We start from the raw sequence: 18,164 nt of genomic DNA on the forward strand, positions 1-18,164 counted from the left end.
CGTTCCACGTTGCACTCCGGCTGAAGGCGCTGTTGTTCCCGGTGATCGCGGACATCACGGTGCTGTCGGTGGCCGTGGCTATCGAGAAGGTGCGCCTTGACGCCGCGCAGTGCACCACGGCGGCGCCGCCTGCCCGGGCTGCGGAGTCTGCTCGACCCGAGTTCACAGCGCCTACCTGCGGTTTCTCACTGATATCCCGAGCGCGGGACGAAGCGTCGCAGTCCAGCTGCGGGTCCGGTGGTTCCGGTGCGGGAGCAGGAACGCCAAGTGCCCACGTCAGACGTTCGTGGAGCAGATATCCGGTCTCGCCTGCAGGCATGGCCAGCGCACCGAGCGACTGCGTTCCATCCTGACCGCAGTCGGCCTCGCCCTGGCTTATCGAGCCGGTGCCCGCCTGGCTGCCGTGCTCGGCACGCCCATCAGCCGGAGTACGGTCCTGCGCCTGGTCGAGGCGCTGCCGAACCGGAGGTGCCGACGCCGCGGGTGGTCGGCCTCGACGAGTACGCCACCCGCAAGGGCCGTCGCTACGGCACTGTCCTGGTGGACGTCGAGACCAGCCGGCCGACTGATCTCCTGCCTGATCGGGAAGCATCGAGCCTGGCCGCCTGGCTCGCCCAGCGGCCAGGTATTGAGGTCGTCTGCCGGGACTGCGCGCCGTTCTCCGCGGAAGGCGCCACTGCCGGTGCGCCCCAGACGACGCAGGTCGCCGACCGCTGGCACTGGCGCAACCTCGGGGAAGCCGCTGAGCGGGCTGTTGCCCGCCGCCTCGACGACGAGGACAAGCCCTACCTGGATGAGCGCTGGGACGAGGGCCGCACCAACGCCTGGAAGCTCTGGGAGGGGATCGTTCCCTTGGGCTATCGAGGCGGCTACGGCCCGCGTCAGCGCCTACCTGCGAGAGAAGCGCACTTCGCCTCGGCCAGTCGAGGCGCAGCCGCCGGCGCCTCGCGCGGTGACGAGGTGGATCCTCCCCCGACCCGACCCGACCCGACCCGACCCGACCCGACCCGAGACGCTGACCGAGATCGAACAGCTCCGGCGCCAAGGCGAACGACTCCCACAATGGCTCGACGCAGTCCGCCAGGACGACCTGCCCAGCCTCCACACTCGTGCGGCAGGAATCGACCGAGACCGCGATGCGGTCGTCGCCGGACTCACCTTGCATGGAATTCTGGCGTCGTCGAAGGGCACGTCAACAGGATCAAGATGCTTAAGCGCCACATGTCCGGACGCGTCGGCTTCCAACTTCTACGCAAACGGGGCCTGCTCGCCCCGTAGCCATGTTGTCAGTCTCTGATGCGAAGATCCGGGCGACCTTACGTAAGGGAGATCAACATGGGTACCTGGGGTACCGGTCCCTTCGACAACGACACAGCCGCAGACTTCGCCAACGCTCTCGACGACGCCGAGCCCGAGGCGCGCGAAGCCCTGATCCGACACGTCCTCATCCGGACGATCGACGCCACCGGCTATCTCACGGAAGCGGAAGAGGCGGTCGCCGCCGCTGCGCTCATCGCGGCGCAATGCCCGGAAGGCGATCCCGACGACATGTCCTACGGTCCGGAAACACCTATGCCCGTGTTCTCTTCCGACCTTCGGGCACTCGCCGACGAGGCCCTCGCCCGTATCGCCAGCGACGAGGATGGCCCGGCCTCAAACTGGGTCGACCCGGAGGACTGGAAGCAGTGGCAAGCTGTACTTACCCGCCTGCGCGCAGTGCTTGCCCCGCCACCCCCTTCCATCGCTCTCTTCGATGTCCAGCCGTAACGGAGCGTCACTCGGCGCGAAAGCTGAGCCAGAACCCGAGTCACAACAGCGGACGTTCGCGACGTTGAGCAGCGTCCTTGTGATGTCGTGTTCGATGTTCGTGAGAAACGACAGCATCAGTACCCGGACGCCTCCGTGACCGGCGGCCGGTACATCCGCTCCATCATCCCCGCCGTCCGGGCGTCCATGGTCTGCTGCACACCGCCGTCGCTGATCGTCACACTTCCGTCGTCATGCCGGGCCACCTCCGACGAGCCGTCCGGTGGTACCAACTCCTGCGTCAGTAGCTGCAGCGGCGTACCGTCCGGCATCCGGCTGCCCACGACCGTCACCTCCGCGTGCAAGGCCTTCAAGGCCTTCAAGGCCTTCCACATCTGTATGGCGTGCTGATCGGCAGGCCCGTGAAGAATCGCGCCCCGCGGGTCGGCCACCGCGATCACTTCGCCCGGCTTCAGCACGGTGAAACCCGCCTGTCGGTAGTACCGCGCCAGGGACAGGACAGTGGTAGTCCCGAGCGTCAGCCGGTAGCCGAAACCTGCCTAGTGCGCGGCAGCCTTCTCGATCAGGCGATGCCCCGGGTGGCGCCCGCGGACCTGCGGCGCGATCGACAGAGCTTCCACCTCCACGATGTGCTGGGCAACGCACGACCGGTGCTCCTGGCTCATCATGTGGAAGCCCTTTTGATCGAACCGATCCACCCCAGCGGCGGTGCCGCGGTCAGCGCACCCACCACCTCGCCACGCCGCCGCTCGGCCACCCATGACGCCCGCACACCGCAGGTCGGCTCGAGCCGGTGCCGGAACGCGATGGCATGAGCCATTTCCGCGTACGCCGCGTACGCCCCGCCCTGCCCCGCCGCCCGCACCCGCGACGCTCGTTCCATGTCCTCCCAACGAACTGTTCCAGCATTTCGCCCCGCCAACGGCCCGAGATGCTCCCTTGGACGGAAGACCGTCACCAGCAACGGCCCGCCGTCGGCGGCGATACGGTGTGCGCACCGAGGGCACCGAGGGCACCGCAGACAGGGCGTGCCCTCTGACACTGAAGTTGGATCGGCTGCCCTTGAAGTCGGACCGCCTGGCCTTTACTGCTCAGGCGTGGCGGGCGAGCTTGACCGCAGAGACGAGCAGAATCACGGCCAAGGCGGGGATGAGTACCAGGTCCGGGAAGACGCCGAGGAGTAGTCCGCCCAGGACGGCCCCGGCGACCGAGCCGGCGGCCATGGTCGCGGTGAAGCGGAGGTTGGCGCCGAGGACGGCGAAGCTGCCGTCGCGGCTGTAGCGGGCGAACGCGACGAGCATGGTCGGCAGGGAGACCAGAAGAGAGAGGCTTCCGGCGGTCCTGATGTCCTCGCCGAAGAGCAGCACGATTGTGGGGATCAGCAGCTCACCGCCGGCCACTCCCATGATTGCGGCGATGACGCCGATGCCGAATCCGGCCGCGACGCCGGCGGGGATCTGGGCCCAGAGCGGCAGCGCGAGGGTGTCCAGGGTGGTGGCGTGGGTGACCACGAGCGCGGCGGCCATGAGGACCATGAGGGCGGCCAGCACCTTATAGAGGGTGGCGGTGCGCATGCGCACCGCCCAGGACGCGCCGGCCCAGGCTCCGAGGGGACTGCCGGCCAGCAGGTTGACCGCCACGGGCCAGCGGGCGGCGACTTCGGTGGCCGGGACCGCGGCGAGGCGGGCGGGCAGCGCGATCAGGACCACGACCAGGCTCATCGCCTTGTTCAGGATGACCGCCGAGAGCGCGGCGAACCCGAAGAGGCCGATCAGCAGTGGCAGGCGGAACTCGGCGCCGCCCAACCCGATCATCCCGCCCAGTACACCGATCGCGGCACCCGCTCCAAAGACGACGGGTGCCGAGTGCGGCGTCTGGAGAGGGTGAAGGTAATGGAGGGTCCGGTTGCTCATGAGGGGCATCCTCGCCAGTGGGCCATCTCTGCTGCTACGGCGCGGGCCCACCTTCGGTGCAAGGCACCGGGCGTCCGCTCCTGATTCGTTCGGACCTCCCAAGAATGTCCCGTCTCATCGAACTTGGATCGTTTGCCGTCGTAGTTGGACGACCGCCAGTCGGAGTTGAGTACTCCAGGTGACGTCACTCATCAGCTCTCCCCGTCCATGACCTGCCACCGATCCGATTCCGGGGCGATCACATGGATCCGCCGGAACCGGAGTAGGACCCCTGGCCGGACTCCATCAGCTCCTTGAGGCGGGCCAGGTCGGCAGCGACCATGCCGACGTCTCGCTCGAACTCGGTGTCGCTCATCCCCGGCCCCCGACGGAGGGTGAACACCACTTCGCTCCCTGCGCCGCTGGCGATCACGCGGACCGGGTTGTAGACGGTCTCTCCAGAGGGCAGCGTGACGTCGTGGTCGAGCACACCCAGCTCGTTGTGCGGCGCGAAGGTGACCACGACCCGTCCCATGGGGGAAGACTCCGCGACCCAATGGTCTTCGATCTTTTCGATGGATTCCCCCAGGCCACGGGCCCATGCGGGCAGGTTGGCCGGGTCCGATGCGTAGGCGTAGACATCGTTGACGGTGCGGTCAATATAGGTACTGAGATGGCGTGAGCCCTTACCGCTGTTGTTCATGGTGGTGACGGTAATGGACCGTGGTCACCGTCCTCTTGAACGAATCGGACATGCATGATGCGCCGGACAGTCCCTTGGCGTAGCGGCCGCGTGGGCTCTCAGCTGGCCTGGCCCAATTCCACTGTCACGGCATCACCGGTCATCCAACTTCCGCGACTCAAAGGGCAAGGCGGGCCCTGCGCTCATTGTGCCGGCCGACGCACCGGTCTTTATCTGTCAGCCTTCTACCGGGCGAGGAAGTCGACAACGCCGCCCACCGCACGGTGCGGGCCCGGGTGGAACACGTCATTGGCCGGATGAAGGACTACAAGACTCTCCGCGACTGCCGGCAGCACGGCAACGGCCTCCATCACGCCGTCCAGGCCGTCGCGCACATGCACAACCTCGCCCTGGCCTCATGACCAGACAACCCCTGTCACGGACCCTGACCTGCCCGAACGCAGCCTTGTGCGACACGCTTCAGGGGAGGGCGCTGTGTCCGAGGTGACGGGCACTGTTGCGGGCGAGCGGTTGAAGGCTCTGGTGGATCGGTCGGTGAGCTGGCCAGAGATGAAGCGCGGCTGGTCACGATGTGCCGGCCACTCGCAGCGCGTAGGACCTTGCGATGAGCTCCTCCACCAGAGCACTCTTGGAGGCCGAGTAGGCCGCCCTGCCCTCGCTGTCGGCTGTACACCGCTGGGCCAAGGCCATCTTCAAGGCACTGTAGCGCTGGACCTCGGCGGGCCGCTGCCGCAGGTAGTCACGGAGTAGCACGTGATCAAGGTGGGGCTTCGTGCCCGCGACCACGCCGTACAGATGGTGTTCGGCAGCTGCAGGCGGGGCCCGGAATGCCGCCCGTCCCTGAATACCGAGGTCGCCTTCGTGCCGGTAGCCCTGACCTGCGAGTCGCGAGATCAACTCGGGCATGGCCGCCTCCTCGGCCACCACGACATCGAGGTCAATGATCGGCTTGGCCGCACACCCGGGTACGGCCGTACTGCCGACGTGCTCGATGGACAAAGCCAGATCCGCGACGTGAGGGGCCAGCCACTGAAACGCAGATCCTCGAACCGCTCGGGCCGCTGGGGGGGCGTAGGCGCTGACCACGATCCTGTCCGTCATGTCGGCAGTCTCTCAGGGGCGCCGGAGCCCATCGCATTCCTCAGAGATCTGCGGCTGGCATTTACGTGTCCGTGTACGTGTACCGGGTCGCTGGTCACTCCATGCGGTGGGCGCTGAGTGCTGTCACCAGCGGGCGACAAGAGTCTCCTTCGTACCCCGATTCCGGTAAAGCCACGTTGCGCCCGGCGCGACGGCCCCGGTCAGATAGCTGACGATCGGCTCCCGCTGTGTCGCGCTGTCCAGTTCGCCGAGCAGCTCCAGGGCATCAGGCAGGAGGAAGAAGGCGGATTGTTCGATGTCGTCGTCCTGCGGCGCGAGGTCCCCCGACCAATGTTCGACCTCGAAGGCTGCGGCCAATGCCGAGGGGTGCTGCTCGGAGTCGACGTGCACGAGGAAAGCCGTCCGCGCCGGATCGCCGATCAGCAGCCCGGCCTCCTCCTGCACCTCGCGCCGGAGAGCTTCGTGCAGGAGTCCGCCTTGCCGGGCCCAGCACTGTTCGCGAGAGATGCCGTGTCATCGCAGACCGGCCATCAGGTGGATGACAGGTTTCCGAGCCAGCGATGTCCTGGGTGGACGCGGGTGAGGAGCTCGGCCAGTGCCGTGCGCTGAGCTGAAGTCATGTGCGGGAGGGTGGCGTTGAAGTCTTCCTGGTCCTTGGGGCGTGCGTGTTTGGCCTTGAACAGCAGGACCAGTTCCGGCGCCAGGTAGGGGATGCCCTCTGGGGTACGGTGGATGATCTTGCTGTAGGGAAGCCGGATCGTCTGGTCGTGTCGGCAGATCCACATCTTGCCGGCGTGGGGTTCGCGGAACACATCGAGCAGGTAGTCGCCGGTGGCCGGCTCGCGCAGCCAGGTCTGGTGTGTGGCGGCCAGTACGTCCGGTGTGGCGTTCTCCCAGATCCGGCCGCTGCTGACCGCGTCGAAGGCATATCCGGGAAAGCGGCTGCGAACCTCGGGGAACTCTGCGGCGGGGACCGCGATCTCGATGTCCCCGTGCTCGCGCGTCTGCGTACCGCGAAATAGATCCAGCGCCCAGCCGGCGGCGACGCACCACGGCGCGGCGACCCCGGCCAGGCGCTGTGCAACCTCCTCCGGGGTCCAGCAGGACGACCACCTGGCGTCCAGGGCATCGATTTCGGCGGGCGACAGCTCGATGCCACCGCTGGGGAGTTGCTCGCTCACCAGAAGGAATCTAGCAGCAGGACAGAAGCGACCCCGCGGGGCTTCTTCCGGGCACGCAGGGCACGGTTCTGGTACTCCAACACCAACTACCTATTGCTCGACCTGATCGTCGAACGGGTCACCGGCCGCGACCTGCGCAGCAACCTCGAATGCCGCATCTTCGCCCCCCCCTCGGGCTGCGCGACACCTCGTACCCGCTGGCACAGACCGCCATCGACGGAGCCCATGTACACGGCTACGCGGACGTCTCGCTCCTGCTGTCGAACGCACCGGGCCCAACCCGGTTCGGCGTCGGCCCGCAGTTCATCTGACACGATCCACGGCTGCCACTGACGGGTCCCCATACCCAGACCTATGAGGAAAAGGACCGACCGTCTCATGATCAGCAGCTTTTGTTGGAGCCAGTAAGCACTCTTCTACGCGCACATGGCCCGCGTCTTCGCCTCACTGCTTCTGCTGCCGGAGGTCATGTGGCACCAAGCGGCCCCCACCTTGGAGGGCCAGTACGTCCTGAAGAACCTGGTCCTGGTCGCCGCCGGCCTCACCGTCACCGTGGACGAACTCGACCGGTGAAGGACCTGTCCCACCCACGAGTCACCGCACGGAACCTCAGGAGAACAACCGTGGGCAGCACCATCACCCTGCACCACCTCACCAAGACCTACCCCAGCGGCCACCGGGCCGTGCACGACGTCTCCCTGCACCTGGACGCAGGCGAGTTTCTCGCCCTCCTCGGCCCTCCGGCTGCGGGAAATCCACCCTGCTTCGCATGATTGCCGGACCCGAGAGCATCACCAGCGGCCGACTCCTCCTCGATCAGCAGCCGGCCGACGACCTGCCTGCCGGCGAACGCGACGTGGCCATGGTCTTGCAGAACTTCGCCCTCCACCCCGCCATGACCGCAGCCGAAAACATCGCCTTTCCCCTTACCGCCCGCGGCGACGACCAGCACACCACCACCCAGGCCGTGAACGCCGTCGCCGACCTGCTCGGCATCCGCTCCCTGCTCACCCGCACCGCCGCCCAGCTGTCCGGCGGAGAACGCCAACGCGTCGCCATGGACCGCGCCGTCATCCGCCGCCCTTCCGTCTTCCTCATGGACGAACCGCTCTCCAGCCTCGACGCACGCCTGCGCGTGCGACTGCGCACCGAGATCCCCCTGGTGGTGCGCCGCACCGGCGCCACCACCGTCTACGTCACCCAGGGCCATGCCGAAGCCATGGCCCTGGGCGACCGCGTCGCCGTCCTGCGCGACGGCGCCCTACAGCAGATCGGCACCCCGAACGAACTCTGCGAACTGCCGGCCAACGCCTTTGTGGACACCCCTCACATCAACACGACCCCCACCCCGTACGAACGCCCCCTGACCGCCCTCGTGCACCACGTCGAATACCAGGGCCACGAAGACCTGCTCCACGTCACAGTCGGCGCCCGACCGACAGATGTGCCCCGCCCAGAGGCCGCACCTGATGAACCTCAGACCACCAACTCCCTGGCCCGAGCGCTCCACAGCACGATCGGAGGACTCCGCCGCGCCCTCCCACGCAGGCCCGTGCCCGCCTCCCCACCGCGCCTCTTCTGCCCGAGCACTACGGGGCCGGCGAACTCGTCCTGCGCGCCCGGCAAGAAGCCAACTACCAACGCGGTGACCGCATACTCCTCCTCGTCGACATCCGGGCCCTGATGCTCTTCGACGCACAAGGCCACCGCATCTTCCCCCACCCCACACACCGGCAGGAACTCTGAACAGGCACGCAGGCGCCGTAGCTCGTCGATCACGAGCATGTCCGGCCTGGGCACCATCCTCGGCGCCGAGCTACTGCCCGCGCGACTGCACCGGCCATGCCGCCTGTTCCCGGACGAGTACTCAACCGGGCTTGCCCATACCAGCACTTGGGCCTGCACCCTCAGTTACTCGATTCGCTCAGCCAGAATCCGTAACGTGAATCGTGTCGCCTGCGCCACCGCTCAGCACGGCACGCGCGGCGGCCTCCGCGTCAGCTCGATCCGACTTGCTCCCTCGACGGCGGGCCGGCCGCGCTCGGCGCGGGCAAGTGGTCGAGCAGTCGTCGCCTGGTGAGCCGGGCGCTCGGGGAGGGGCGGGGATCCCTCGCCGGTTCGTCTTCTTCGACGTCCCCGAGGGATACCCGCCCCTGCCCGGCTGCCCATCCGGTCCCGGTGAATGGGAGTGGAAGCCAGCATCCACAGGATCAGTGGGCGCCGCTGAGGCCCTGCGCGAAGCCGCCGTCGACCGGGAACTCGACGTTGGTGCTGAAGGTGGCGTCCGCGGCGAGGAACAAGGCGGCCGCGGCGACCTCTTCGACCGTGCCGTTGCGCTTGAGCGGGGTGGTCTGGCTGCCCTGCTCCTCGAACTCGCGGCGTTCCTTCTCGGTCAGCCCGACGACGCCCATGGTGGGAGTCTTGATGTAGCCGGGAGCCACGAGGTTCACGCGGATCTGGCGGGGCAGGAACTCGGCCGCGAGGACATGGGCGACCGCGCGTACTGCCTCCTTCGAACCGGAGTAGGCGCTGAGACCGGGGAAGATCAGGTCGTTGGCGACCGTGGTGAAGACGATCGCGCCGCCGTCGTTGAGGAGCGGCGACAGGCTCTGCACGGTGAAGAAGGCTCCCTTGGTGTTCACCGCGAAGGCCCGGTCCCAGACTTCCTCGGTGACCTCGTCGAGGGTCTGTACCTCCGCGATGCCGTGATTGACGAAGAGGTAGTCGACCTGGCCGAGCTTCTCTTGAACCGTGTCCGCGAGGGCCCGGATGTCGGCCATGCTCGCGGCGTCGGAGCGGACGACGTGCGCGGAGTCCGACTTCAGCTCCGTCCGTGCCTCCTCGATGTTCTTCTCGTTGCGACCTGTGAGGACTATCTCCGCCCCGCCGTCCAGGAGCGCCTTGACGATGGCCAGGCCCATACCGTGGGTGCCGCCGGTGACGACGGCCTTCTTGCCTGCGAACTTGCTCATGATGACTCCCTGTCAAGACTGCGTGGAAGGTGCTTGTCACGCCGGTTTTCCCCGGTGCAAGCAGAGTGCGGGCAACGGCTTGCGGTCGACTGTCGGTCCGCTTGCGGTGCACTGACACACCCCGCGACGACCACGGGGCGGCTACCTTGATCCCATGCGCTTCGGGGTACTGGGTCCGCCGGCCATCTGGTCGGCGGACGGTGAACTGGTAGGGGTGCCGGAGGCCAAGGTGCGCTCGTTGCTCGCGGCCCTGCTGACGGCACCGGGGCAGGTGGTCTCCGCCGACCGCCTGATCGACGAGCTGTGGGGTGACGCGCCGCCCGCCAACGCCACGGGCGCACTGCAGACCCTGGTGTCGCGATTACGGAAGGTGCTCACCCGGGCCGGAGGCCCCGGCCTCCTGACGTACCGGGCCCGCGGGTACGTCCTGGAGGTGGCGGACGACGCGGTGGACGCCGGCCGCTTCACCGCACTCACCGCCCGGGCGCGTACGGTCGCGGACCCCCGGGAGCGGGCCGAGCTGTTCACCGAGGCACTCGGGCTGTGGCGCGGCCCCGCCTTCGCCGGCTTCCAGGATGAACAGTTCGCCCGCGAAGCCCTCACCCGGCTCGAGGAACAGCGGCTGCTCGCCCTGGAGGAACAGGCGGAAGCCCGCCTCGAATTGGGTGAGCACAGCCAACTGGCGCCCGAGCTGGGCGAACTGACGAGACGTCACCCTCTGCGAGAACGACTGCGCGGCGCCCATATGCGCGCCCTGTACGGGGCGGGCCGCGCCAGCGAGGCCCTGGACAGCTACCAGGACCTGCGCCGCCGCCTCGACGAGGACCTGGGCCTCGAACCGGCGCCCGAACTGGCCGCCCTGCAACAGGAGATCCTGCGGCAGGACCCCGCCCTGCGGGCCGCACCCGCGCCCTCGGCCACACCGCGGCCACGCACCAACCTGCCCACCCCGGTCACCGACCTGATCGGCCGCTCCCACTCCGTGGACGCGGTGCGCGACCTGGTGGACTCCGGCCGCCTGGTGACCTTGACCGGGCCCGGCGGGGTCGGCAAGTCCCGCCTCGCGGTGGAGGTGGCGACCCGTCTGTCCGAGACGTACGCGGACGGCGTCTGGCTGGTGGAACTGGCCTCACAGACCTTGCCCGCCGCATCCGGGGCGGCCGCGGGCGACGACCTCGCCGAGATCGTGGCCGCGACGCTCGGAATCCGGGACGACACCGGCCCCGGTCCGCTGCCGAGCGGCCTGCCGCGTACGCTGCTCGACCGCCTCACCGACGCCCTGCGCGGCCGTCGCCTGCTCCTGGTCCTCGACAACTGCGAGCACGTCATCGAGGCGGCCGCGGGGCTCGTGCAGGCGGTGCTGCGCGGCGCACCGGGCGTCCGCGTCCTCGCCACCAGCCAGGAGCCCCTCGACATCGCGGGCGAGCAGCTGTGGCCGGTGCGGCCGCTCGACCTGCCCGAGGATTCGGCCGACCCGGCGGTGCTGCGGCGCTCCAGCGCGGTACGGCTGTTCCTCGACCGGGCCGCGGCCGCCTCGCCCGATTTCGAGCTGACCGACGCCAACGCCCGGGCGGTGGCCTCGATCTGCCGCCGTCTCGACGGAATCCCGCTCGCCCTGGAACTGGCGTCCGCACGGGTACGCGTCCTCGGAGTGCGCGAGCTCGCGGAGCGCCTGGACGACCGGTTCAAGCTCCTCACCGGCGGCCACCGGGGCACACCCGCACGGCAGCAGACACTGCGGGCGATGATCGACTGGAGCTGGGAGCTGCTCACCGCGGCCGAGCAGACGGTCCTGCGCCGGCTCGCCATCCACTCCGACGGCTGCACGCTGGACGCCGCCGAGGCCGTCTGCACAGGCGACGGAGTGAAGCCCGCCGAGGTCCTGGATCTGCTGACCTGCCTGGTGGACCGCTCCCTCGTCCTGGCCGACCACGAAGCCGACGGGCTTCGGTACCGGCTCCTCGAATCGGTCTCCGCGTACTGCCTCGAACGGCTGCGCGCCACCGAGTACGAGCGGGTGCGGCGCACCCACGCGCACTACTACGCAGCCTTCGCCGAGCGGGCCGACTCCTTCCTGCGCGGCGGTGACCAGCGGCAGTGGCTGCGGCGCCTGGACGCGGAGACCGCCAACATCCGCAGCGCGCTCGACGCGGCCGCCACGGACGGCGACGGCGGCCTGATGCGGGGCCTGGCGCACGCCATGGTCTGGTACTGGTTCCTGCGCGGCCGTCTCACCGAGGCCCAGCGCCGGCTGACCGTGGCCCTCGACCTGCCGGGCGAGGCGCAGCCGACGGCTGAAGGCGACCCGGGCCGCGCGGTGACCGCGGCCTGGCGGGCCGGGACGGGCCTGCTGTCCGGCGCCCCGGACGACTCCGCGCGCCGCAGCGGGGCGGTTCTCGAACTGTACGAGGACATCCGCGACCCGCACGAGCGGACCAGGGCCGGCTGGTTCCTCGGGTTGGCGGTCACCCGGTTCGGGGACTTCGCGGTGAGCGAGGAACTCGTCAACCGGGTGCTCACGGAGTCCCGTGCTCTGGGTGACCCCTGGGGCATCGCCGCGGGACTGAGCACACGAGGCATGCAGACGTACGTGTGCGGGGACCTGACGGCTTCCCGCAGCGCCGGCGAGGAGAGCCTCGCGCTGTTCCACGAGACCGGCGACGGGTGGGGCGGGCTGCAGGCGATGGCGGTGCTCGGGCGGCTCGCGGAGATCGAGGGCGACTACCAGGAAGCCGCCCGGCTGCACGAGCGAGGGCTGCGCGTCGCCGAGGAGCTGGGGCTGTGGACCGACGCGTCGATGCGCTGGTCCGACCTCGGCCGGATCGCCCTGCTGACCGGGGATTACGCCCGCGCCGACGAGTTCCACGAGCGCGGCAGGCGGCTCGCGGTCGAACAGGGCGACAAGCCCGCCGAGGAGTTCGCCGAGCTCGGCCTCGCCCTCGCCGCGCGGCGGCAGGGACGGCTCGACGCCGCCGAGTCGTACCTGCGCCCCTGGCTGGCGTGGAACAGGCAGTTCGACGCGGAGTACGGGGCGGCCCTGATTCTGGCCGAACTCGGCTTCGTCGCCGAGCTGCGCGGGGACGCCGTGGCCGCGCTGTCCCTGCATCTGGAGGGCCTCGCCGCGGCCCGCGACACCGGCGATCCGCGGGCCGTCGCCCTGGCGGCGGAGGGACTCGCGGGGGCGCAGGCACTGGCCGGGCACGCCGGCCGGGCCGCACGGCTGCTCGGGGCGGCGGCCGCGGCCCGCGCCTCGGTGGGCGCACCGCTGCCGGCGGAGGAGCGCGGCGACGTGGACCGGGTGACGGCCGCCGTGCGCGCGGTACTTGAGGAGGCGGACTTCACGGAGGCGTTCGAGCGGGGCGCGGCATCGGACCCGGTCCGGGAGGCGGAGTCGCTGCGGGTCTGACGCGCCATGGCGCCACGGGTCATGGCCCCGCGGAGGGGGGGCACGGCAGGCAGCACGGGGTGCGGAGGGCCTGGTGGTGGTACGAGTACGCGCCTCCCCGCACGCGCCCGGCGACACTCTGCCCGGCGCGTAGCAGTGCCAGGCGAGGCGGGAAGAGAGCGAGCCGCGGGCCGGGACGATCTCCCTGGGCGAGGCCGCGCCGTCCACGACCACCTCGGTGCCCGTGGTGAAAGTCGCCTCGAAGGCCAGGAACAGCAGCGGCATCAGCTCGGCTCCTGGCCGCACGCCGCGCCGACGCCATGGAGCGCCTCAAGGAATTCATCCATGCCTACCCCCTTCACCCCCGATGTCCCCGCAGCTTTACCGGCAGCGCAGATCTCCGAGCCGGGACGCATCCGGTGAGAGCCCGCCTCTGAACCTCGTCCTCCGCGGAATGCGCGGGCGCAGCGGTGGCCGTTGGGGCGCAAGGCAGGGGCAAAGGCAGGCTGCTGAAGCGGGCGCCCCCGCGGCTGTAGAGGGTGCGGGGGCGGGACGAGACGGCGGGCCAGGACGGTGAGGAAGGTCAGGACGCTGTTCGAGACGAAGTGGACGTCGGTGAGATCGAGAACGATCTCGTCGGTCCGTGCGGCTTCTTCGGTCAGAGCCATGACCACGGGGCCGCGATGGGTGCTGAAGACCTCGCCCCACAGAGCACACCAGAAGGGAAGTCAGGCCCACCAGTTATACATCTCCGTGGGATTGGAACGGGGATACTGCGTGATGTAGTAAACCGGGACAACTCCGCTAGTCTTACTGCGGAAAGCGGTTCGCATCATAGGAAGGCAGGAGCTGCAGGGTTCGCGATTAGTGGTCGGCGAGTTGAAAAACTTCGGGGATGACGTGCTGGGGGCGCCTGGCCGCCTGGAACGACCCGAGCGCGGCGTTCGGACTCCTCGCCACGGTGGAACCAGATGCTCACCACGCCACTGGCCAGGACGATCAGCACGAACGACAGCACTGTCAGCAGCGCCGTGCGGGTGCGGTTACGGCTGCTCACAGTCCCAGCCGTTACCTTGCACTCGGCCTCATTGCGCACGTCGTGCCGCGGGTCGGTCCGGTGGGCCGTGCGGGGCCACATCGGCGGTGCCGCTCCTGGACAGGAATGCGCCCGCCATGAACCAGCTGAAGACCGCCGCGCCGGCGACGCCCACCGCGATCCCTCACCTGGCCCCCAGCGCGAGACGGTGTCCAACCGTTCGGACTCGTCCACTTCTTCCCGACCTCCCCGCCGTCCACCCCGTCAGGATTCCGGCACAGGCAACCCCTGGGCCGATAGGGAATCTTGGAAGACAGCCGATCGCCCACGGCCGGGTACACCGGACCTCGGTGTGCCCGGCCCTCGGTCTCTCGGCCTACCAGTTCCGCGCCCAGTGGGCCGCATTCATCGCGACGCGGGCCGGAGCCGCACCGTCCGCGTCGTAGTGCCACAGCCCGTCGCCGGGCTCATTCCGGTACTGCATCTCGTAAGTGCCGGTGGTCTTCTCGTTGATGTCGGCGTGCTTCCAGCCGTTGCCCCGGTAATACATCACCCGGTGATCCGCTCCCTCCATGCCGATGGCGGACCCGAGGACGGCGAGGTCGTCGGCCGAGCCGATCAGGGTCCAGTCAGTTCCTTGCGTCGACTGAGGGTTGTCGCCCGTCCAGTCGAGGAAGTCGGACCCCGGCCGCATGTCCCGGCACTGCTGAGTGCGCTCGACCGGCCAGCAGAGGTACGCGAGCCTCAGGCCGTCGTGCGGAGTGACGATGGTGACCGCGTCCTCGACGTAGAGGTAGGGCGGCCAGTCGGCCAGCTTCTGCTCGACTCCGGTGAGGGCCGCTCGGGCGACCAGACCGCCCATGGAGTGGCCGATGAGGTCGACGGACTGGCCGTTCTTGGAGTAGCGGTTGTAGATGTCCCAGGCGAGCCGCTTCCCCAGTTCCTTGATGGGGAGGTTCTTGTCGCCCGTGGCGATCCTGACGTCGCAGTTCACGTCGCCCTGGTAGTAGCCGACCATGTGCAGGGGCCCTGACCAGCCCTCGCTCTTGAAGAGGTCGCGAGCCGGACGCCAGCCGTCCAGGCAGTCGCTGCCGGGCGCGTCCGAGGAGACACCCAGGTAGCCCTTGAGGAAATAGACCGGCTCATTGACCGTGTCATCCCGGGGCGGGATCGCGGCGGCGCTTGCCGCGGCCTCGTCCGCGGAGACGCTGCCGGACGACGCCGAAGCGGCCGCCGCCCCGCCCGCCGCCAGCATGGCCACCACGACCACCAGCACAGCCACGAGGTGTGCCAAGAGGCGCGATGTTCTGTGTACAGGCATAGCTCCACGTACAGGCATGGTTCCTCCTTCATCAGGTCGATAGAGGTACTGCGCCGGACGCTAACAAGGGGGCGGCGCCCGCGAATCCAGCAACGGGTTGACCTCACGCCTACCGCCTGCGTTGACGCGAAGGCCACGTACAACCGGCGCCGTAGCGCGCCCCGGAGACGGGGTGTTGATGCGGTGCACGCGACAGGGGGCGCTGTCCGTATCCGGACGCCGCCCCCTATGTGACCGGGCGGGGAGGTTACGTGACGTTGACGCCGGTCCAGGCGGCGGCCACGCGCTCGCCCCAGTGACCGCGACCGCGTAGGCGAAGACCCTGTGATGCCTGATCGTGATCCACGGGTGCACAACCCCGTACGGACCTTGGCTGTCTGAAAGGCGCCGGAGGAGGGCTCTCCGGCGCCTTTCGGCACAGAGACACAGAGACACAGAAATACAGAGATGACAGAGATCGGAGATCAGGTGGGCAAGAAAGTCTGGAGAGCTGTCGTGGCCGGTGGCGCGGCGGCGGTGTTCACGGGCGTGGCCGCGGTGCCGGCCGGGGCGGCCGAGGGCGGGGTCTCCTTCACCCGCGTCCAGGTGAACGGCGGCAAGCCGATCGTGATCGGGGTGGACAAGGAGGTCGCGGTGCCCACCTCCTTCCGTATGGCGACCACTCACAAGTGGAAGTGGCCGGCGGTGTTCTTGTACCGCGGCAATACGGGTGACCGGCTGTGGCACGCGATCGAAACGAGCGACTGCCACGAGGTGAGCTCGGGCGTCTGCGACTTCAACGAGACGATGTACTTCGACCCCAGCGTGTGGGACATGCGTAACAGCGAGGCCGGAGCCTGGAAGATCGCGGCCGAGGTGTCCTTCAAGGGCGGCGGCGGTGACACGGACGACAAGGGCATGACCGCCTACGTCAAGCGCAACTCCCGTCTGAGTGTGAACGCCGCGCCCGAGCCGGTGGCCGAGGGCCGGACCATCACCGTGACCGGCAAGGTGACGCGGGCCAACTGGGAGACGAAGAAGTACGCCTCCTACGGAAGCCGCCTGGTGAGCCTGCAGTTCAAGGCCAGCGGAGCCACCTCCTACACCACGGTGAAGAAGGTGCACGCCAATGACTCGGGTGCTCTCAAGACGACCGTGAAGGTATCCAAGACGGGCGCGTGGCGCTGGGCGTACTACGGCAACACCACCACAGGACCGTCGACTTCGGCTGCGGACAACGTCGTGGTGCGGTGAGAACCCGTCCTGCCTTCTGAGACGGGCCTGAGCAGGCCCCCTCGTACGATCGGAGGCCGGGCCCACCGACGGTCAGTGCGCAGACGACTCTGCGCGGCCATCGTCGACCGGCCCGCCTTCAACGGCGCCATCATCGAGACCGGCACCGGCTCCTACCGCCTCGCCCACACCAAAGCTCAGGCTGAACGAGCCGGAGCCGGCTGAACACGATCCGTCGCAGTAAATCCCGTTGCGTCATGCCAGCGGCGACCGGACTGTGTCTCTACGGCTGCAGCAGCAGCCTGAATGGTCGTTGGCTATCGAGAAGGACCTCATGTCAGCCGTTGTTGTTGTCGGTGCGGGAATCGTCGGCTCCTCAGTGGCCTACCACCTGGCACGTCGGGGCGCCCCGGTCACCTTGCTCGAGCAAGGACCTGCACCGGCCACCGGGGTGACGGGAAGCTCCTTCGCCTGGATCGGCAGCTGGGGACGCCACTGGCCGGGTGGAGCGCAGGACCTTCGTGAGTACGTCCTGGCGGACTACCGACGCCTGGAGAACGAACTGCCCCATATCGCCGTCCGCCGGACCGGCTCACTGTCCTGGGCCGGCACACCGGCGCAGGACTCACGGCCAGGGCCAGGCCAGTTCCGCATCGGACGAAGTGACATCGCAGCCCTGGAGCCCAACCTCCGACACCCACCCGACCAGGCCATCCATACCCCCAGCGACGCAGGCGTCGACCCAACAGCCCTGGCCCACGCACTCGTGGCAGCCGCCGCGGCCCACGGAGCAACCGTCCTCCACAACACCGCGGTCACCTCCTTGCAGATGACCAACGGACGCGTCCAGGGAGTACTGACGCCGACCGGATTCCACGCCGCCGCAACCGTCGTACTCACTGCCGGAACAAACATTCCCAAGCTCTGCGAGCCGCTGACGGCCGACCTGGCCATTGCCGCCTCACCGGCCACCCTCGCGCGGGTCACGGCACCGCCCGGCCTGGTCAAGACCATCGTGGCCAGACCTGACTTCGAGGTCCGAGAAGTTCGGGACGGCGACCTCTTGTTGGTCGTGCCGCATGTTGAAGGCACAGCAGCACTTGAGCAGGCCGCTCAAGACGCGTTCCGACACCTGAAGGCGGCCTTCCAAGGAAGCGACCAGTGCCGCCTGCTGGGCTACGGCACCGGCCAACGCCCCATGCCCGCGCACGGCCCCATCATCGGCTACGCGACACACGATCGATCCGTCTACGTCGCCGTCATGCACTCCGCCATCAGCCTGGCACCCACCGTCGGACGGCTCACCGCAGACGAACTCCTGACCGGCAGGCCAGCCCCCGAACTACGCCACTGCCGCCCCAGCGTTCGCTGACGTCACTTCTCGACGACATTGATCAGGAAGAACCGAGCTCAACGACTCCCCGAACTCATCGCGAAACGGCATCCGCAGACACTGACACAGCCAAGCGGGGGGGGGCTAGCACTTCTACGCGAATTTGCGCGCGCGGCGGGTCAGGACCCGGGTGCGCCAGCGCCGCGGACGGTGTCGGTGCTGTGCCGCCGGGTGGGGCAAGGAGATGGTGGAGTACGAGCT

The 18,164-nt window shown here is 68.7% G+C and carries 18 protein-coding genes and 2 pseudogenes; 11 read left to right on the forward strand and 9 right to left on the reverse strand.

Translation table 11 applies throughout. The features are described 5' to 3' along the window. Positions 1-540 precede the first annotated feature (540 nt). Together ACI2L3_RS29100 and ACI2L3_RS29105 are read left to right on the forward strand one after the other, a co-directional pair. Positions 541-1,278, forward strand: coding sequence for a transposase (locus ACI2L3_RS29100; RefSeq protein WP_404755408.1), 738 nt, complete (start codon positions 541-543; stop codon positions 1,276-1,278). A 57-nt stretch (positions 1,279-1,335) separates the two neighbouring features. Continuing rightward, the gene (locus ACI2L3_RS29105) at positions 1,336-1,767 is read left to right on the forward strand and encodes a DUF4259 domain-containing protein (protein WP_404755352.1); all 432 of its coding nucleotides are present in this window, start codon (positions 1,336-1,338) and stop codon (positions 1,765-1,767) included. Between the two features lie 116 nt (positions 1,768-1,883). Here ACI2L3_RS29105 and ACI2L3_RS29110 read toward each other — a convergent pair whose 3' ends face one another. From ACI2L3_RS29110 to ACI2L3_RS29125, 4 genes are all read right to left on the reverse strand, one after another. Then, positions 1,884-2,225, reverse strand: coding sequence for a hypothetical protein (locus ACI2L3_RS29110; RefSeq protein ID WP_404755353.1), 342 nt, complete (start codon positions 2,223-2,225; stop codon positions 1,884-1,886). A gap of 206 nt (positions 2,226-2,431) precedes the next feature. Continuing rightward, a complete protein-coding gene (locus tag ACI2L3_RS29115) occupies positions 2,432-2,650 on the reverse strand; it encodes a hypothetical protein (RefSeq protein ID WP_404755354.1) in 219 nt (72 codons plus the stop codon). 208 nt (positions 2,651-2,858) lie between these two features. Further along, the gene (locus ACI2L3_RS29120) at positions 2,859-3,680 is read right to left on the reverse strand and encodes a sulfite exporter TauE/SafE family protein (RefSeq protein WP_404755355.1); all 822 of its coding nucleotides are present in this window, start codon (positions 3,678-3,680) and stop codon (positions 2,859-2,861) included. Positions 3,681-3,918: 238 nt separating this feature from the next. Further along, complete coding sequence (locus ACI2L3_RS29125; protein WP_404755356.1) at positions 3,919-4,362, reverse strand: SRPBCC family protein; 444 nt, start codon at positions 4,360-4,362, stop codon at positions 3,919-3,921. Positions 4,363-4,580: 218 nt separating this feature from the next. Here ACI2L3_RS29125 and ACI2L3_RS29130 point away from each other — a divergent pair. Continuing rightward, positions 4,581-4,763, forward strand: a pseudogene (locus ACI2L3_RS29130) (IS5/IS1182 family transposase); the annotation flags it as partial. A 163-nt stretch (positions 4,764-4,926) separates the two neighbouring features. Here ACI2L3_RS29130 and ACI2L3_RS29135 read toward each other — a convergent pair. The 3 genes from ACI2L3_RS29135 to ACI2L3_RS29145 form a co-directional block, all read right to left on the reverse strand. After that, positions 4,927-5,463 (reverse strand): GrpB family protein, encoded by a 537-nt coding sequence (locus tag ACI2L3_RS29135; RefSeq protein WP_404755357.1) that lies wholly within the window; start codon positions 5,461-5,463, stop codon positions 4,927-4,929. Between the two features lie 123 nt (positions 5,464-5,586). Further along, on the reverse strand, positions 5,587-5,970 hold the full coding sequence (locus ACI2L3_RS29140) for an NUDIX domain-containing protein (protein ID WP_404755409.1): 384 nt from the start codon (positions 5,968-5,970) through the stop codon (positions 5,587-5,589). A 23-nt stretch (positions 5,971-5,993) separates the two neighbouring features. Beyond that, complete coding sequence (locus ACI2L3_RS29145; protein WP_404755358.1) at positions 5,994-6,644, reverse strand: nucleotidyltransferase domain-containing protein; 651 nt, start codon at positions 6,642-6,644, stop codon at positions 5,994-5,996. 93 nt (positions 6,645-6,737) lie between these two features. Here ACI2L3_RS29145 and ACI2L3_RS29150 point away from each other — a divergent pair, with 93 nt between their 5' ends. The 4 genes from ACI2L3_RS29150 to ACI2L3_RS29165 all read left to right on the forward strand — a co-directional run bounded on the left by ACI2L3_RS29150 (position 6,738) and on the right by ACI2L3_RS29165 (position 8,328). Next, positions 6,738-6,977, forward strand: coding sequence for a hypothetical protein (locus ACI2L3_RS29150; RefSeq protein ID WP_404755359.1), 240 nt, complete (start codon positions 6,738-6,740; stop codon positions 6,975-6,977). Positions 6,978-7,070: 93 nt separating this feature from the next. After that, positions 7,071-7,217: a hypothetical protein gene (locus ACI2L3_RS29155; protein WP_404755360.1), complete on the forward strand. Its 147-nt coding sequence runs from the start codon at positions 7,071-7,073 to the stop codon at positions 7,215-7,217. Between the two features lie 50 nt (positions 7,218-7,267). Further along, positions 7,268-7,417: a hypothetical protein gene (locus ACI2L3_RS29160; protein WP_404755361.1), complete on the forward strand. Its 150-nt coding sequence runs from the start codon at positions 7,268-7,270 to the stop codon at positions 7,415-7,417. Continuing rightward, complete coding sequence (locus ACI2L3_RS29165; RefSeq protein WP_404755362.1) at positions 7,414-8,328, forward strand: ATP-binding cassette domain-containing protein; 915 nt, start codon at positions 7,414-7,416, stop codon at positions 8,326-8,328. The genes ACI2L3_RS29160 and ACI2L3_RS29165 overlap by 4 nt, the downstream gene beginning before the upstream one ends. Before the next feature lie 526 nt (positions 8,329-8,854). Here ACI2L3_RS29165 and ACI2L3_RS29170 read toward each other — a convergent pair. Continuing rightward, complete coding sequence (locus ACI2L3_RS29170; RefSeq protein ID WP_404755363.1) at positions 8,855-9,616, reverse strand: SDR family oxidoreductase; 762 nt, start codon at positions 9,614-9,616, stop codon at positions 8,855-8,857. Between the two features lie 154 nt (positions 9,617-9,770). Between ACI2L3_RS29170 and ACI2L3_RS29175 the strand changes: the two genes are divergently transcribed. After that, positions 9,771-13,022, forward strand: a complete 3,252-nt coding sequence (locus ACI2L3_RS29175; RefSeq protein ID WP_404755364.1) for a BTAD domain-containing putative transcriptional regulator — start codon at positions 9,771-9,773, stop codon at positions 13,020-13,022. A 1,391-nt stretch (positions 13,023-14,413) separates the two neighbouring features. Here the strand turns inward: ACI2L3_RS29175 and ACI2L3_RS29180 are convergent. Continuing rightward, positions 14,414-15,331, reverse strand: a complete 918-nt coding sequence (locus tag ACI2L3_RS29180; protein ID WP_404755365.1) for an esterase/lipase family protein — start codon at positions 15,329-15,331, stop codon at positions 14,414-14,416. Positions 15,332-15,826: 495 nt separating this feature from the next. Here ACI2L3_RS29180 and ACI2L3_RS29185 point away from each other — a divergent pair, with 495 nt between their 5' ends. The 3 genes and pseudogenes from ACI2L3_RS29185 to ACI2L3_RS29195 all read left to right on the forward strand — a co-directional run bounded on the left by ACI2L3_RS29185 (position 15,827) and on the right by ACI2L3_RS29195 (position 17,942). Then, complete coding sequence (locus ACI2L3_RS29185) at positions 15,827-16,591, forward strand: hypothetical protein (protein ID WP_404755410.1); 765 nt, start codon at positions 15,827-15,829, stop codon at positions 16,589-16,591. 84 nt (positions 16,592-16,675) lie between these two features. Next, positions 16,676-16,795, forward strand: a pseudogene (locus tag ACI2L3_RS29190) (AAA family ATPase); the annotation flags it as partial. A gap of 52 nt (positions 16,796-16,847) precedes the next feature. Next, positions 16,848-17,942, forward strand: coding sequence for an NAD(P)/FAD-dependent oxidoreductase (locus ACI2L3_RS29195; RefSeq protein ID WP_404755366.1), 1,095 nt, complete (start codon positions 16,848-16,850; stop codon positions 17,940-17,942). The last annotated feature ends 222 nt before the right edge of the window (positions 17,943-18,164 follow it).

The organism is Streptomyces sp. NPDC029674, assembly GCF_044903205.1.
Lineage (GTDB): Bacteria > Actinomycetota > Actinomycetes > Streptomycetales > Streptomycetaceae > Streptomyces.